Source organism: Streptomyces canus, from assembly GCF_030815415.1.
In the GTDB taxonomy this organism is placed as follows: domain Bacteria; phylum Actinomycetota; class Actinomycetes; order Streptomycetales; family Streptomycetaceae; genus Streptomyces; species Streptomyces canus_F.
The window spans coordinates 10,006,864-10,020,946 of the sequence record NZ_JAUSWW010000001.1 but is presented as its reverse complement, the minus strand read 5'-3'; the positions used below and the strand labels follow the sequence as shown (position 1 = coordinate 10,020,946).

General features: G+C 69.8%; 12 protein-coding genes and 3 pseudogenes. 5 read left to right on the top strand and 10 right to left on the bottom strand.

The window, feature by feature from the left end; translation table 11 throughout:
• Positions 1–4: 4 nt before the first annotated feature.
• Complete coding sequence (locus tag QF037_RS46795) at positions 5–406, bottom strand: hypothetical protein (RefSeq protein WP_307036200.1); 402 nt, start codon at positions 404–406, stop codon at positions 5–7.
• Between the two features lie 210 nt (positions 407–616).
• The gene (locus QF037_RS46790; RefSeq protein ID WP_307036198.1) at positions 617–811 is read right to left on the bottom strand and encodes an ester cyclase; all 195 of its coding nucleotides are present in this window, start codon (positions 809–811) and stop codon (positions 617–619) included.
• Here QF037_RS46790 and QF037_RS46785 point away from each other — a divergent pair.
• Positions 810–1,790 (top strand): NADPH:quinone reductase, encoded by a 981-nt coding sequence (locus tag QF037_RS46785; protein ID WP_307036196.1) that lies wholly within the window; start codon positions 810–812, stop codon positions 1,788–1,790. The genes QF037_RS46790 and QF037_RS46785 overlap by 2 nt on opposite strands.
• 214 nt (positions 1,791–2,004) lie before the next feature.
• Here QF037_RS46785 and QF037_RS46780 read toward each other — a convergent pair.
• Positions 2,005–2,214: pseudogene (locus tag QF037_RS46780) on the bottom strand (zinc ribbon domain-containing protein); the annotation flags it as partial.
• A 174-nt stretch (positions 2,215–2,388) separates the two neighbouring features.
• Here QF037_RS46780 and QF037_RS46775 point away from each other — a divergent pair.
• From QF037_RS46775 to QF037_RS46765, 3 genes and pseudogenes are all read left to right on the top strand, one after another.
• Positions 2,389–2,739, top strand: a pseudogene (locus tag QF037_RS46775) (SDR family oxidoreductase); the annotation flags it as partial.
• Positions 2,740–2,969: 230 nt separating this feature from the next.
• Positions 2,970–3,467, top strand: a complete 498-nt coding sequence (locus tag QF037_RS46770) for an SRPBCC family protein (RefSeq protein ID WP_307036193.1) — start codon at positions 2,970–2,972, stop codon at positions 3,465–3,467.
• On the top strand, positions 3,464–4,327 hold the full coding sequence (locus QF037_RS46765; RefSeq protein WP_307036191.1) for a helix-turn-helix transcriptional regulator: 864 nt from the start codon (positions 3,464–3,466) through the stop codon (positions 4,325–4,327). The genes QF037_RS46770 and QF037_RS46765 overlap by 4 nt, the downstream gene beginning before the upstream one ends.
• 263 nt (positions 4,328–4,590) lie before the next feature.
• Here QF037_RS46765 and QF037_RS46760 read toward each other — a convergent pair whose 3' ends face one another.
• Complete coding sequence (locus QF037_RS46760; RefSeq protein WP_307036188.1) at positions 4,591–4,791, bottom strand: hypothetical protein; 201 nt, start codon at positions 4,789–4,791, stop codon at positions 4,591–4,593.
• Positions 4,792–5,120: 329 nt separating this feature from the next.
• Between QF037_RS46760 and QF037_RS46755 the strand changes: the two genes are divergently transcribed.
• Positions 5,121–6,323 carry an IS110 family transposase gene (locus tag QF037_RS46755; RefSeq protein ID WP_307020883.1) on the top strand — a complete coding sequence of 401 codons (1,203 nt, stop codon included), beginning with the start codon at positions 5,121–5,123 and terminating at the stop codon, positions 6,321–6,323.
• 357 nt (positions 6,324–6,680) lie between these two features.
• On the opposite strand, the gene QF037_RS46750 is transcribed toward QF037_RS46755, so the two are convergent.
• The 6 genes and pseudogenes from QF037_RS46750 to QF037_RS46730 form a co-directional block, all read right to left on the bottom strand.
• Positions 6,681–7,544, bottom strand: a complete 864-nt coding sequence (locus QF037_RS46750; protein WP_307036186.1) for a DUF1963 domain-containing protein — start codon at positions 7,542–7,544, stop codon at positions 6,681–6,683.
• A 307-nt stretch (positions 7,545–7,851) separates the two neighbouring features.
• Positions 7,852–11,250, bottom strand: a complete 3,399-nt coding sequence (locus QF037_RS46745) for a S8 family peptidase (RefSeq protein ID WP_307036184.1) — start codon at positions 11,248–11,250, stop codon at positions 7,852–7,854.
• On the bottom strand, positions 11,250–12,326 hold the full coding sequence (locus QF037_RS46740) for a CU044_5270 family protein (protein ID WP_307036182.1): 1,077 nt from the start codon (positions 12,324–12,326) through the stop codon (positions 11,250–11,252). Before QF037_RS46740 ends, QF037_RS46745 begins: the two co-directional genes overlap by 1 nt.
• A complete protein-coding gene (locus QF037_RS46735) occupies positions 12,323–12,967 on the bottom strand; it encodes an RNA polymerase sigma factor (protein ID WP_307036180.1) in 645 nt (214 codons plus the stop codon). Before QF037_RS46735 ends, QF037_RS46740 begins: the two co-directional genes overlap by 4 nt.
• 224 nt (positions 12,968–13,191) lie before the next feature.
• Positions 13,192–13,459, bottom strand: a pseudogene (locus QF037_RS51540) (IS701 family transposase); the annotation flags it as partial.
• A gap of 4 nt (positions 13,460–13,463) precedes the next feature.
• Positions 13,464–14,081 carry a TetR/AcrR family transcriptional regulator gene (locus tag QF037_RS46730; RefSeq protein ID WP_307036179.1) on the bottom strand — a complete coding sequence of 206 codons (618 nt, stop codon included), beginning with the start codon at positions 14,079–14,081 and terminating at the stop codon, positions 13,464–13,466.
• Positions 14,082–14,083 lie beyond the last annotated feature (2 nt).

Genomic DNA, 14,083 nt, shown 5'->3' with positions numbered 1-14,083 from the left:
GTCCTCAGCGTGCGTCGGGCAGCGAGGCCGCCAGCTCCTCCCACGCCCCGTGGACCTGCTCCTTGACAATCCCGAACTGCGTGAGGACCGACACACGCCGGCCGTCCCCGTCATTCAGGTCGATCGCCGACGTCGATCCGTGCGCCGCCATGGAGCGAACCAAATGCCAGGTCCGGACACCTGCGAGGTCGATCTCCACCGAGCCCTCCGCGACCACCGCGAACGCCCGCCCGCCGACGGTTCCGGTCGGTGACGTGCACCCGGCCGGCGCAGCCTGCATGGCAGACGGGGCGAACACCGCGACGCCGACGGGGAGCGCGACGGAACAGACATGGTCGAGCACCGCGGACACCAGGGCGGCGTCGATCTCCCGGTGCTGTCCGCCCGCCTCTACCTCACCTCTCATGGCGAAGCCCTGGACGCACTGGTGGACTGTCGGAATTCGAGGGTTGCAGTATTCGCCGTAGAGCGAGCAGTTCCGTACCCGGCTCGATCACGTCAGCGGTGACAAGGTGTAAATCTCTCGCCGAACGGGCGCTGTCTGCGCGAAGACGCCGGAGCAAGACGAAGACCGGCCTCTTGCGGTGAACCCGCGCCGGCCGCCCGCGCTCCGGGTTCACGGCGCCGGTACGGCACCGATCTGCTGCATCACCCCGAGGAGATCGGGCTGGCCCCGTTCGCCGACGATCCGGCCGCCGGCCAGGTAGTAGAAGTTCATGGCCTGCACCGAGATCTTGTTGCCGCTCGCCGGGATCCCGAAGAATTCACCGTCGTGGGTTCCCCGCATGGTGAAGCGCGCGGCCACCCCCATGCTTGCATCCTGGTACGACGACCAGGGACCCGCCACCGATGTCCTGCACGTCGGTGAACTACCTGATCCCGTCCCCGGCCCCGGCGAGGTCCGCGTCCGTGTCACCGTCTCGGGCGTCAACCCCGGCGACACCAAGAAACGGCGCGGCTGGCTCGGCTCGTCCATGCCCTTCCCGCGGGTGATCCCGCACAGCGACAGCGCCGGAGTCATCGACGCCGTGGGCGCCGGAGTCGACGCCCGCCGCGTCGGACAACGGGTCTGGGTGTACGGCGCCCAGTCCTACCGCCCCTTCGGCACCGCCGCCCAGTACACCGTCGTCCCTGCGGATCTGGCCGTCCCGCTACCCGACGACCTCAGTGACGAGCTGGGTGCGAGCCTCGGCATCCCCGGCATCACCGCCCACCGCACCGTCTTCGCCGACGGCCCGGTCGATGGCCAACTGGTCCTGGTCCACGGAGTTCTTGGCGGCGTCGGCTCCCTGGCCGCCCAGCTCGCCCACTGGGCCGGCGCCACCGTGATCGCCACCGTCCGCCGAACCGCGGACCTCGACCGCGTCGACCCGGCCGTCGCCCACGCCATCGCCCTGGACACTGGCGAGCCCGCCGCTGCCATCCGCTCGTACGCGCCGCGGGGCGTCGACCGGATCATCGAGGTCGCGCTGTCCGACAACGCCGACCTCGACAACGCCGTCGCCGCCCAGGGGACCGTCATCGCCGCCTACGCCACCCGCGCGGACCGCACCGAAATCCCCTTCTGGCCTCTGCTGTTCAACAACGTCACCCTGCGGCTGCTCGGCAGCGACGACTTCCCCGCCGAGGCCAAGCGCCAGGCCGCCCGCGACCTCACCTCCGCCGCCGCCGTCGGCGCCCTCACCGTCGCCGTCGGCGACTGTTACCCGCTGGACGACATCGCCAAGGCCCACGACCACGTCGACGCCGGCAGTGGCCACGGCCGCATCCTGGTCGCCATCCCCCAATAGCGCAGACTCGGAACACTGCCCTGCTCAACTGCCTAGCCCTGCGGGGCGGCCCGTCGCGCTGCCAAGTATTCGGACCAGTCCCCGCCGGCGAGGGTGGCCCAGCGTTCGGCCGTCATGGGGTGGATTCCGAACAGGTCGGCGATGACCATGGGCGGCAAGGTCTACCAGGGCGTCCGTCGTGACTCCTCCCCCGGCTGAAGCCGGGGGCTTCTCGTTACGCCGGGTTGACGTTGCGACGGACCAGCCCGGCCCGTAGAACGCTGATCGCCCCGACCGTGTCGGCGTGCGCGGTGTGGCCGCATGCGAGGCAGTGGCACTTTTCCTCCGTGGGCCGGTTCTCCTTGGCGGTGTGCCCGCATTCGGGGCAGGTGCGGGAGGTGTTGCGGGGGTCCACGGCGATCACTTCCCGTCCGGCGCTTTCAGCCTAATTCCCATGTAAGGACTCTCGCCGATCGGTGAGTTGGTTCGAACAGGTTGTGACGCCTGCACTCCACCGGGCCGTCAAGGTCTCCGACGAGCACGGCTGCGCAACCCAGCTGGCGGGTGGTGGTCTCGTGAGTTCCGGTGGATACCTCTCAACGTCACGGCCAAGGAAGGAACCGCCATCGAGCAGTACGGCCGCCTCGACGTTCTCATCTCCAACGCGGGCATCATGGCTGTCTCCCCGTCCGACGAACTACGCCAGGACGACTGGGACGCCATGGTCTCCACGCACATCACCGGTCTGCTCAACGGCATCGGAGCGGCCCTCCCTGTCTTTCGCCGACAAGGCTCCGGTCACTTCGTCAATGTCAGCTCCACCGCGGCCCACGTCGTCGCATCTCCCCTGAGCGTCTACGCGGCCACCAAGACGGCGGTGAACGTGATCTCCGAGGGTTTGCGCCAGGAGGTGTCCGCCACGCTGACTCAGATGCGCGACGAGATCGTCGTCCGGCCCACCGTGCAAGCCTGACAACACCGTTGAGCCGTCCCCGACCAGACGGCGAGCCGGGCGCAGGCGTCCGGTCTCGGTCAGCGGTGCATTACGGTGGAGCACGAGGGCCTTTCTGTTGGTGTAGACGTCGCAATCCGGAAGCACAACGGACACTGCGCCGTTGACACGCCGAACACGATGAGACCGCGAGGGTATGTACTGACAGGTGTCTGCCTCGGGCAGGCGCTGGCCGCGATGCTCGTGGCATGACCAAAACGAGTGTCCCGATCACCGTCTTCGCCCGTACAACGTCCAGCCCCGCCCACACCTACCAGGTCATCGTGCCGATCGACCTCGCCCAGGTGTTCAAGCCGTGGGGACCGTTCCCCGGCGTCGCAGAAGTGCGCGACCAGACCGGCACCTGGAACCGGCCGGGAACGTCGCGCCAGACCTGGTTCACCGACGGCTCCAAGGCCGACGAACGGCTTACCGAGATCGCGCAGGGGCACGGATTCGCCTATGAGCTAAGTGGCTTCACCAACGTGCTGGCCAAGCTGATTTCCGCGGTGCGCGGCGAGTGGTCGTTCCTGCCCGATGGCACCGGCACGTCGATCCGCTGGACGTACGACTTCCGGCCGCTGCCAGGCCGCCGCTGGATCGTCGCGGGACCGTTCAAGCCGCTCTGGGCCCGCTACATGCGCGCTGCACTCACCAGGATGGTGACCGTGGTGCAGGAAACGCCCGGTGGCATCATGGAGGAGTGAGCGACCTGAGCTTCGGCGCCTTACTACGCGGCTGGCGCGACCGCCTCGACCCGGCCGATGCCGGCTACGCCCGGTCGGCCCGCCGCCGCGCCCCTGGCCTGCGCCGCGAGGAACTCGCCGAGCTCGCCGGCCTCTCCGTCGAGTACGTACTGCGCCTGGAGCAGGGCCGGGCCACCAATCCCTCCGCGCAGGTGGTCGCGGCCATCGCCCGCGCGCTGCGACTCACCCGGGCCGAACGCGACCAGCTCTTCCGCGCCGCCGGCCTGCTCGCCCCGCGCGACCACACCGTCGGCACGCACGTGCCGCCGAGCATCCGCCGCCTCGTCGCCCGCCTCGGTGACCTCCCGATCGGCGTGTTCGCCGCCGACTGGAGCCTGCTGTGGTGGAACGACATGTGGACGGCTCTGCACGGCGACCCGTCCGGCCTGCCGCCCGCCGAACGCAACCTCGCCCGCGCACTCTTCGGCACAGGAGAGGGTCGCTGGCACCTGTACCCCCTCTCATCGGCGGCCGGACAGTACGCATTCGAGACGGCGATCGTCGCGGACCTGCGCGAAGCGCTCGCCCGCTATCCGGCCGATCCGGAGCTGGCCGCGCTCGTGGACGGGTTACGCAAGGCCTCGCCGTTCTTCGGTGAACTGTGGGCCGTGGCGGGCATGGAGCAGCTGACTGGGGACCTGAAGACGATCAGCCATCCCGAGCTTGGCGACGTCACCCTGGACTGCGACGTGCTGACCTTGCCGGGAGTCGACCTGCGCATCGTCACCTACACAGCAGCCCCGGGAACCCGCGGCGCCGACCAACTCGATCTCATGCATGCGTCCCGGCTCAGCGAAGCCCCCTGGCAATCGGGGCGCTGAGGAACTCATTCGGCATCTGGCCGTTCATCGCAAACATCCGAGGGGATCCGCGGGTCAGAATTCACCGACAGTACCGTCCGGCGTCGAGGGCATGTCGGGGGAATCACTTTTCCTCTCACGCAGGAGGTTCGTTGAGCGCGGGAGACGTCTCGGGCACTTACTTCCCGCCAGCGCGTGCAACTACTGCACCTGCCCACCGGTGCGCGTCTAGACCTGATCAAGCGCCGCGCTGAGCTCACCGCCCACAGCGACGACACCTCCCCTCACGGGGTGCTGGGGTCCCTGGCGCACAGTGCGTGGTCGATCAGGGCGCTGGCCGCGTTCTCCTGCTCCAGTATGTGCTCCTTGGTGTCGCCGCGGGCCTCGGACATGGAGACCACAGCGCTTCGACGCCCGTCATCGGTGACGCCGTTGAGGGTGATGTAGCCGCCGTCCCCGCCCTCGTGACTCCAGTAGGGCTGCAAGTGATCCTACGAGGACGTGGTTGATGATCTCCGGCGCTGCCACGGTGATGGCCCGCCAGGTGAGCCCCCCGTTATCTTCTTCGCGGTTCCGCAATGGGACCGCTGGCCTCCGGGCCCGGCATGACTGTTCCCCCCTGTCGAAGGCATGACCTGGGGGGTGGTGTCACCGGGCCCGAGAGGCGCCGTTGGAGACGCTGATGAGAGGTCCGACTACCGCCCGGCCGAGCGCAACGCCCGGCCGCGTACGGGCGGCAGGTCTGCATAACGTGGATGCGCGCACGACGCCAACGCCCAGGCCAGCACGCACGACATCCGTTCGGGAGGACGGCGTGAACGACAGCGACGAGATAGGCGTCTTCCTCGGCCTGGACGTCGGCAAGACAAACCATCACGGACACGGACTCACCCCGGCCGGCAAGAAGGTCTTCGACAAGCAACTGCCGAACACCGAGCCGAAACTGCGGGACGTCTTCGAGAAGCTGAAGGCCAAGTTCGGCACCGTCCTGGTGATCGTGGACCAGCCCGCCTCGATCGGCGCCCTGCCGCTGACAGTCGCCCGAGACGCCGACTGCAAGGTCGCCTACCTGCCGGGCCTGTCGATGCGGCGGATCGCCGACCTCTACCCCGGCGAGGCCAAGACCGACGCCCGCGACGCGGCCGTGATCGCCGACGCGGCCCGCACCATGCCGCACACCCTGCGCTCACTGGAACTGACCGACGAGATCACCGCCGAACTCACCGTCCTCGTCGGCTTCGACCAGGACCTGGCGGCCGAGGCCACCCGCACCAGCAACCGGATCCGCGGCCTGCTCACCCAGTTCCACCCCTCGCTGGAACGCGTCCTCGGGCCACGCCTGGATCACGCCGCGGTGACCTGGCTGCTGGAACGCTACGGATCCCCGGCCAGCTTGCGAAAGGCCGGACGCCCCAAACTCGTTGAGGTCATCCGGCCCAAGGCCCCGCGCATGGCCGCCCGGCTGATCGACGAGGTCTTCGACGCCCTCGACGAGCAGACCGTCGTCGTCCCGGGCACCGGCACCCTCGACATCGTGATCCCCTCCCTGGCCCGCTCGCTCAGCGCCGTCCACGAACAACGCCGGGCCACGGAAGCCCAGATCAGCGCCCTGCTGGAGGACCACCCTCTTTCGAAGGTCCTGACGTCGCTGCCCGGCGTCGGCGTCAGGACCGCCGCCACCTTGCTGGTCACCGTCGGCGACGCAACCAGCTTCCCCACCGCCGCGCACCTCGCCTCCTACGCCGGCCTCGCCCCGACCACGAAGTCGTCCGGGACCTCGATCCACGGCGAACACGCCCCACGCGGCGGCAACCGCCAGCTCAAACGCGCAATGTTCCTGTCCGCGTTCGCCGCCCTGCACGACCCCGCCTCCCGCACCTACTACGACCGCTGCCGAGCCCGAGGAAAGACCCACACCCAGGCCCTCCTCCGCCTCGCCCGCCAACGCATCAACGTGCTCTTCGCGATGCTCCGCGACGGCACCTTCTACGAACCCCGAACCCCACGCCTCGCTTGACGAAAGACATAGAGGCACCCCCCGTTATCGCTGACCGCAAGACCTGCCTGACCGGCCGCGAAGACCAAGTCCGGGGCGTCCGGAGCGCCTGCAAAGGTGCAGGCCATGGTCGGATGCCCTTGGTCGTTGACTGGTGGGCGAGCACCCAGGTCGCCCGCCCCGCCGTTCACCGACCGGTAAACGCCGCTGGCCTCGGGGCGACGGTAGTCACGACCGACGGCGGCGAGTACGACGTGCCACGAATCTGCTGGAGGCCGAGCAATTCCAGCTCCGCCACGGCCCCCTGTTCGGACCGGCAGTGTCGGGCTCCACGCTGCACCGGCTGTTGTCCCGACGGACGAGACGAGGCGGAACAGGTCACGGGTTCCAGAAGACGCTGGTGAACGCGCGGTCGAAGCGCCGCTCGCCCAGGTCCTCGCGCTGGATCACCCAGTGGACGGTGGCGCTCTCCCAGCCCTGCACGTCCATGCCGGCCTGCCAGTCGGCCAGCAGTACCCAGTCCGAGACGTCATCCGAAACCGGCCCGTCCCACTCGCCTGCTTCCGCGGCTTTCACGGCCCTGGACACCGCAACGGCGACCGGGTCGGTGTCGATGGCCTCCTCATCGGCGTACCCCCCGATCTGCAACGGCCCCTCGGGAGCGACCTCGTCACGGGTGCTCTCCCAGACAGCGATGAGCTCCTCGGAGCGAGGATGCCCGGGAAGCGGCCCGCCGACCATCGGACCGGGCAGTTCGACCGAATGGTGGTAGGGCAGCGACACCTGGGCCGTCGCCCGCAGCGGACCCTGCGGGAACTCCTCGAACATCGCCTCGTAGTCCTCCCAGCCGAAAGAGTTCCAAGCATGCCTGTCCCGTTCGACCACAGCTGACCCGACGCGGACATACACCACACTGCCCATGCTTTCGTAAGCGTCGGCGGTCTCGGGGAAGGCGAAGAACAGCAGGTGGCCCTCGGGAGGCAGGGGCAGGTCCGTCGCGTCGGCGGGCAGCGCCCCAAGGTCGATGGCGGCGACGAAGGGGTGGGCGGGGTCCGGAGTGTCAGCAGGCAGCAGGAGCGGACCGCCGAATCGGCCCACGACCGGTCCGTCCCCGCCCCGCTTCAGCGTCGCGCAGGGGCGGGCGACGGTAGCCAGCCATCGCTCCACGTCGTCGGCAGGTATGCCCCGGGCAATCGCTTTGTCACGGAAGGGACTTAGCCGGTCCCACATCTCAGGAGTCATGGGCAAACCGTAGAGGGAGGGACTGACTCAGCGGCTTCGCAGCCGTGGCGGACCTCCGAGCAGCACGCCATCCCTCACTGCCGGACCCGAGCCCGCCCGCCCCAGTCACGACCGTACCCGGACCACCCCCGCTTTCTCACCGTAAAGCCACCGGCTGGGCACTGTCACATTGGTTGGCCGGGTGGGATGCGTGCCGACGGTAGATCGCGGCGGGGCGTGAATGCCCGAGATGCTCGTCAGCCATCCCCCGATTGTGGACGAGAGTCGCAGGGAGCTGACGAGCATTTCGCGGGTTGCGCACGGTGGGTCAGGTGAGGAGGTACGCCCTCAGAATCGTCGCCGAGTAGGTGTTGCCCTCGGTGTCGGTCAGGGTCGTCTTGAAGGAGACCGAGCGGGCCTTGGTCGGGTGGGTGACTGCAAGGGTCTTCTTACCGTGGTCGGTGGTCACGCCGGCGGCGGACCAGGTTGCTCCGGCGTCGTAGGAGACCTTCACCACCAGGGACTTCAGATGCTTGGCGGCCGGGCCCTCGATGGAGAGCGGGATCGTGGTGCGGCGGCCTGCGGCGGCCGTGCCGGTGGAGGTGAGGGTGGGATGGAAGCGGACGGTGGAGAGGGGGAGGAGGGTGGGGGTGTCCGGGTGTGATGACGTGTGTTTCGAGGTGAAGGTCCAGGCCGCGGTCAGGCGGCTGGTCGTGCCGGCCACCGTCGCCGGGCGGGTCAGGTCCGTGCGGATCGTGAACCGGGCCGGACCGGTCGGGAGCTTGTCGACGGTCTGGCAGAGGTCGCCGTCGTTGTCGAGGAGGGTGCTGCCGCCCGCGGTGACCGTCGTGTGCCGTGCGGCCACGGAAGACGCCGGGTGGCCGGCCCCGTCGGCCAGGTCGGGGAGGCACAGGTCGAGCGTGTCGCCGCTCCGGCGCGCGCCGCGCCCTGCGCCCACGAGGGGGCTGAAGACGCCTACGTTGTACGTCGACTCGTACGTCCGGCCCGCTCGGTAGGACACCGGGCGTTCCTCGTTGTAGAACACGTCGGTGTCGTCCCCGGAGGCGTTCTGCTGGCCGAGGCCGACCGTCCAGCGAAAGCCCTCCGGAGTGGTGACGTACGTCTTCGCCGTCGCCGGGAGCGGGAACGGAGCGCTGACCGTGCCCAGCGCCAGGGTGGGTCCATGCCACACGGGGTTGAGGATGCCCTTGCGGTGTGCGACGGAGGAGCCGAAGTGCCCGTTCAGCAGGGCGAGTTCGCTCATCCGCGCCGTGTGCCGATAGCCGGTGGGGAAGCGGTCGGGCAGGTTGTAGAGGAGGTTGTAGGTGGTGCTGCCCTTCTGCCACAGGCCGCTGAGCTGCGTGTTGAGCTTTCCGGGCGCGGCGGCCGGCCCCAGCGTCGCGGTGCGCAGATTCGTGAACGGGCCCCAGAACAGAGTCGTGTTGTGCGCGTCGTTTCCGGCGCCCACGCCGAAGTTGAGGAAGCCGTCCAGCATCTTCCCGCCGCCCCTCGGCGCAGTGATCTCGACCGGCTCGGCCTTGCGGGCGTCGAAGGTGACCGTCGTGTTCTTGGTGATCGAGAGCTTCGGCCGGACGAGGGCCGTGGTGCCCTCGGCTCCGGTTCCGCCTTCGGCTGCGGACATCACCGTGTCGACGACGTAGTCACCGCGTGGGACGCGCACCTTGTAGACGCCCTCGGCGATCTGCTGCGAGTCATCCAGGGTCGTGGTCCAGTAGTCGCCCGAGTGGCCGAAGATCTCGGTCAGCGGCGAGCTGACGGGGTTTCCGCCGCGGTCCAGGAACTTCAAGGTCAGATCGTATGCCTCGGCCTCGCGTACGACGCCGAAAGCCGTCCGTACGGCCGTGTCGGCGCCCTGCCCGGTGGCGATGACCGCGCCCGAGTACGCACCGTCCGCCGCCTCGGTGCGGGTGTCCGCGGTGAGGTCGACGCTCGCGGTGCCGCCCGCGGGGACGGTGAGCTGCGAGGCGCTGAGCCTGAACATGCCCTCGGGCGCGGTCTGTCCGGACGGGCCGGTCGCGGTGGCGGCGAGGTCCAGGGTGACCGGACCGTCGCCGTCGTTGCGGTAGGTGACGCGGCGGGCGAGCGGCTGGTCGTCGGAGTGGGGCCACAGCTGCTCGCCGAAAGACACCGACGTCTGCTCGCTCACCACGGTCTGTGCGAGCGCCCGCGCCACGGCGACCCGGCCGGCCCCCTGCTGGTACCCGGTCAGGCCGGCCGTCGGGACGGCGGAGGCGGTCAGCGCCTGCTTGATCCGTTCTCCCGTCCAGCCGGGGTGCCGTTGTGCCAGGATCGCGGCGGCGCCCGCGACATGCGGCGTCGCCATGGACGTGCCGGACATGGAGACATAGCCGTCCGCCGCCGGGTCGCCCAGTTCGCCGTGTGCCGCCTTCGCCGAGGCGATGTCCACGCCCGGCGCGGTGAGGTCCGGCTTCAGCGCGCTGTCGGCGGTCGGGCCGGTGCTGGAGAAGTCGGCGATACGGTCGTTGCCGTCGACCGCGCCCACCGCGAGCGCGGACTCCGCCGTGCCCGGGGAGCTGAGAGTCTTGGGCCCGGGGCCGTCGTTGCCTGCCGCGGCGACGGTGAGCATTCCAGTGCTCTTGGAGAGGGCGTTCACAGCCGTCTCGACCGCGTCGCTCCCCGGGGTGTCGGTCTGGCCGAGGCTGAGGTTGGCCACCTTCGCACCCCGCGCGGCGGCCCACTCCAGGCCGGCGATGACGGTGGAGTCGCTACCCTCGCCGCTGTCGTCGAGCACCTTGGCGTTGAGGATCTCGGCGCCGGGCGCGACGCCCCTGTACAGACCGCCGGACCTGGCCCCCGAGCCGGCCACGGTCGCCGCGACATGCGTGCCGTGGCCGCTACGGTCGTCCGTACTGCCGGTGCCGCTGAAGTCCTTCGACTCCGTGACCACCGAGGCGAGGTCCGGGTGCGTGGTGTCGACGCCCGTGTCCAGCACGGCGACCTTGACGCTCTTGCCGTCGTAACCGGCGGCCCAGGCGCCGGGCGCGCCGATCTGCGTGACGTTGCCGCTGGCTTCCCCCTGCACCGCCCGCGCCGTGAACCGGCCGTCCAGCCAGACCCGGGCGACTCCCGGGGCGGAGGTGAGGGCCTGCCAGGCGTCCTCGGCCTCTGTCTTGGGCACGGTGAGCGCGGCGCCGCCCACGCTGGGCAGTTCCCGGCGGACGGTGACATCCGCGTCCGCCACCAGCGACTTCTGGGTGTCTGTGCGCCGGGCGCTCTTCCCGTCGTACGAGACGATGAGCGGCAGCGTGGCGCGCCGGGCGTCGTCGTATCCGGCGCGTATCAGGGCGCTGACGTCGAACAGCCGCTTGTCCAGGGTGCCTTGGCCGATGCGGGCGGCGGCGTCGGCCGGCACGACGTACTGCTCGCCGCCGAGGCGCCGGACGGACACCGGGACGTCCTCGCGTCCCGGTGCCTGCTGTACGCCGGTCACCCGGCCCCGGGCGTCCATCTGGACCCGGTCCCCGGTGATCAGAGTGATGAACCGGGCCGAGGATCCGCCACCCGCCCCTGCGGCGGTGGCCCCTGCGACGGTCCGCATATCCCACCCCGCGTCGGCGGCAGGCGCGGTGTCCGCGTTTGTGGTCCGCAACCCGAGCCCCGTGCCGGTGTCCGCCACCGAGACGCCCGTCATCACTGCCGCGACCAGCAAGGCGGCCAGCGCCGCCGATGAGGATCCGCTGCGCATCAGCCGGCCCGCCCCGGAAGCTGCTTGCCGGCGTCGACGACGGCGCGCTGCGTGATCGCGCTGGTGAACGTGACGGTGCCGACCTTGAACGGGCTGTCCGGCACCTTCTTGACCACCACGTTGCGCTCGCCGAGGAACTCCAGGGTTTCCTTGTCGAAGATCCACTCGGTGCGCTCGCCGGCGGTGTCGTTCTGCCGCGCGATCGCCACCCCGTGACGGCCCACGGCGTCGACCGCGTCGTCCACCGCCACGACCCCGGGGATCTTGGCCGCGGCCTTGTAGAGGGCGGCGGTGAGATCGGCCGGCGGGTAGCTCTCCGTCAGCAGATCACCGATGGCGACGAAGGCCGCCTGGTCGCGGGGCACTTCGGGGTCCCGGACGGCGTCCGAGTCCCGGTAGATCCGCTGCAAGAGCACGGCGGGGTCGGTGGGCAGCTTGGCCAGGGCGTCGTAGGCCGAGTTGAGCGGGGTGTCGCTGGACAGGGTCATGCCCTTGTCGCTCGTCTCGCCCGCTTCGATCAGCCAGCCGTCCTTGCCGTCGAGGGAGTTCCAGACCTGGCGGGAGTGCAGCTCTTGGCTGACCACCGTGGTCTTGTCGTCGACGGTCTTGGGGTAGGTGCTCGCCACCTTCGAGGCGATGTAGATGAACTGGCCGGCGTGCGGGGAGGGCCCGGAGACCTCGGCGGCGGCCAGGGAGATGCGGTCCAGGAGCTGGGGGGCGCCCTTGGCGTCGACGGCGCCGACCTGGGTGGTCAGTGCGGGGCCGGTGGCCAGAGCGGTCTTGCCGCCGCCCCCGTTGCCGCCGGACAGGGCGACGCCGGCCACGACCGCGCCGGCCAGGGCGAAGGCACCGGCGGGCAGCAGGATCGCGCGGCGCAGGAACGGGTTGCGGCGCCGCGGGGCGAGGGCTGGGCGAGCGGGGGTGCGGTCGGTGCGGAGGTCTTCGTGGATCTGGGCCATCATCTGCTCCTTGTGGAACTGGTGGCGGCCCGCCGGCAGATCCCGCTCGACGGAGGGCAGGAGTCCCTGGGTCTCCGTCCACTCAGCCGGGCGTGACTGGGAGGGGCTGGCGTTCATCGGTTTCCTTCCTGTGCGGACCGGATCACGTATCCGCGATCACCTGTTATCTGCCGGTTGGCGGTGGTGAGTTCCCGTTCTTTTCTGAGCAGTTCCGCGTCGGAGAGCTTGCGGAGCTTGCTGCGGGCGCGGGACAGCCGGGAACGGACGGTGCCGACGGGAATGCCCAGGGCGCGGGCGGCCTCGGCGTACTCCATGCCCTCCCACAGACACAGCGTCAGGACCTCGCGTTCGGGGCGCTTGAGCAGACTGAGCGCGGTGAGGGTGGCGGCGATCCGACGCCGGTCGTCAAGCCGTGCGGCGGTCTCCTCTGCGTGGTCCTCGACCTGCTCCTCCGCGGCGCCTGCGGCTGCTGCCGCCTCAGCCGCGTTTCGGTAGCGCCGGTTGCTGCGGTACTGGGAGCGGGCGACGTTGGTCGCGATGCCCAGCAACCACGGTCGCAGCGAGCCCCCTTCGGTCTCGATCGACGCTCGGCGCCGCCAAGCCTCCATAAACGTCGCTGACATGACGTCCTCGGCAGCGGACCAGTCGGCGGTCAGCCGGAAAGCGTGGTTGTACACCGCGCGGGCGTGTGCGTCGAAGAGTTCCGCAAAGGCGTCCGGATCTCCAGTTCGCACCCGGGTTCGCATATCTGTGGTCACGTCTTCAACTGACTGTGAGAGCGGGCGAGTTCCCGTGTTCTACGTCACACCGGTCACGGGAGTCGCCTCCACACCAAAGAAGCGGCCCACCCGCACACCACTATCAAGCCGAGACACCGCGCGGATCAGGACGACGTCTCGGACCGCCCGGCTCGGCCCCGCCGCCGTCAGCCGGCAGCCGAGGTGGCGGTGAGAGCCTCGTGGGCCTGATCAGGGCCTGGAGCTCATGGGGTGGATCCGTGTCCGTCCATGCTTGCCACCATCGGGTGAGGGTGATGGCTGGAGTGTGCCAGGACCGGATGGCGCGTAAGGCCCTGGGCCAGCAGGGCTGTTGCGCCTGGTGGGGTACGTCTGGTCCCCTCTCTGGCCCCTCCTCGGGCACGAGTCCGGCGCGGTGGCATCCAGCGGTCCAGGTGGGGCGAACCCCTGGTCCCAGCAGAAGGAGAAGGCGCAGTTGACCAGGGTCTGGTGGCGGCGGATGGCGCGGTCAGAGCACCTAGCTGCTCGCCGGTCGACCGTTCGCCGACGTCTCGGTTCGCCAGCCGAGGAGGATCGCGCGAAGCGCCTGTTCCGCGAGGTAGCGGGCGCGATCGTTGCCGACGCTGCCGAGGTGACTGAGCGACGCGATGCCGTACAGCGTGCCCCAGAGGATCTCGCAGGCCTGGTCGAAATCGGCCAGGACCACGTCGTGTGCAGCCGACCAGGTGGTGAGCAGCTCCTTGACGACGTCGATGACCGGTTCCGCGACGCGTCGGCGTTCGTCCACGTCGACCATCGGGTCGTTCATGACCTGGAAGAGGTGGGGGTGCTCGCCGGCGAACCGGACGTACTGCGACGCCATGCGCGTCATACGCCGGTCCGTATCGGGCTCCTGCGCGGCTCGGCGGAACTCGCTCAGCATCAGGCGGTGACCGTGCGCGACCAGCTCCAGTACGAGCGCGTCCTTGTTGGCGAAGTGCTGGTAGACGACGGGCGCGGAATATTCGACGTCGGTGGCGATGCGCCGGATCGTCAGGGCCGCGATGCCCTCGGTCTCGAGAACGTGCAGCGCGGCCTCGATGATGCGCTCCCGGGTGTTCGCCCGTTCGCGGGCCCGTCTCGTGCTGGTCGACATGG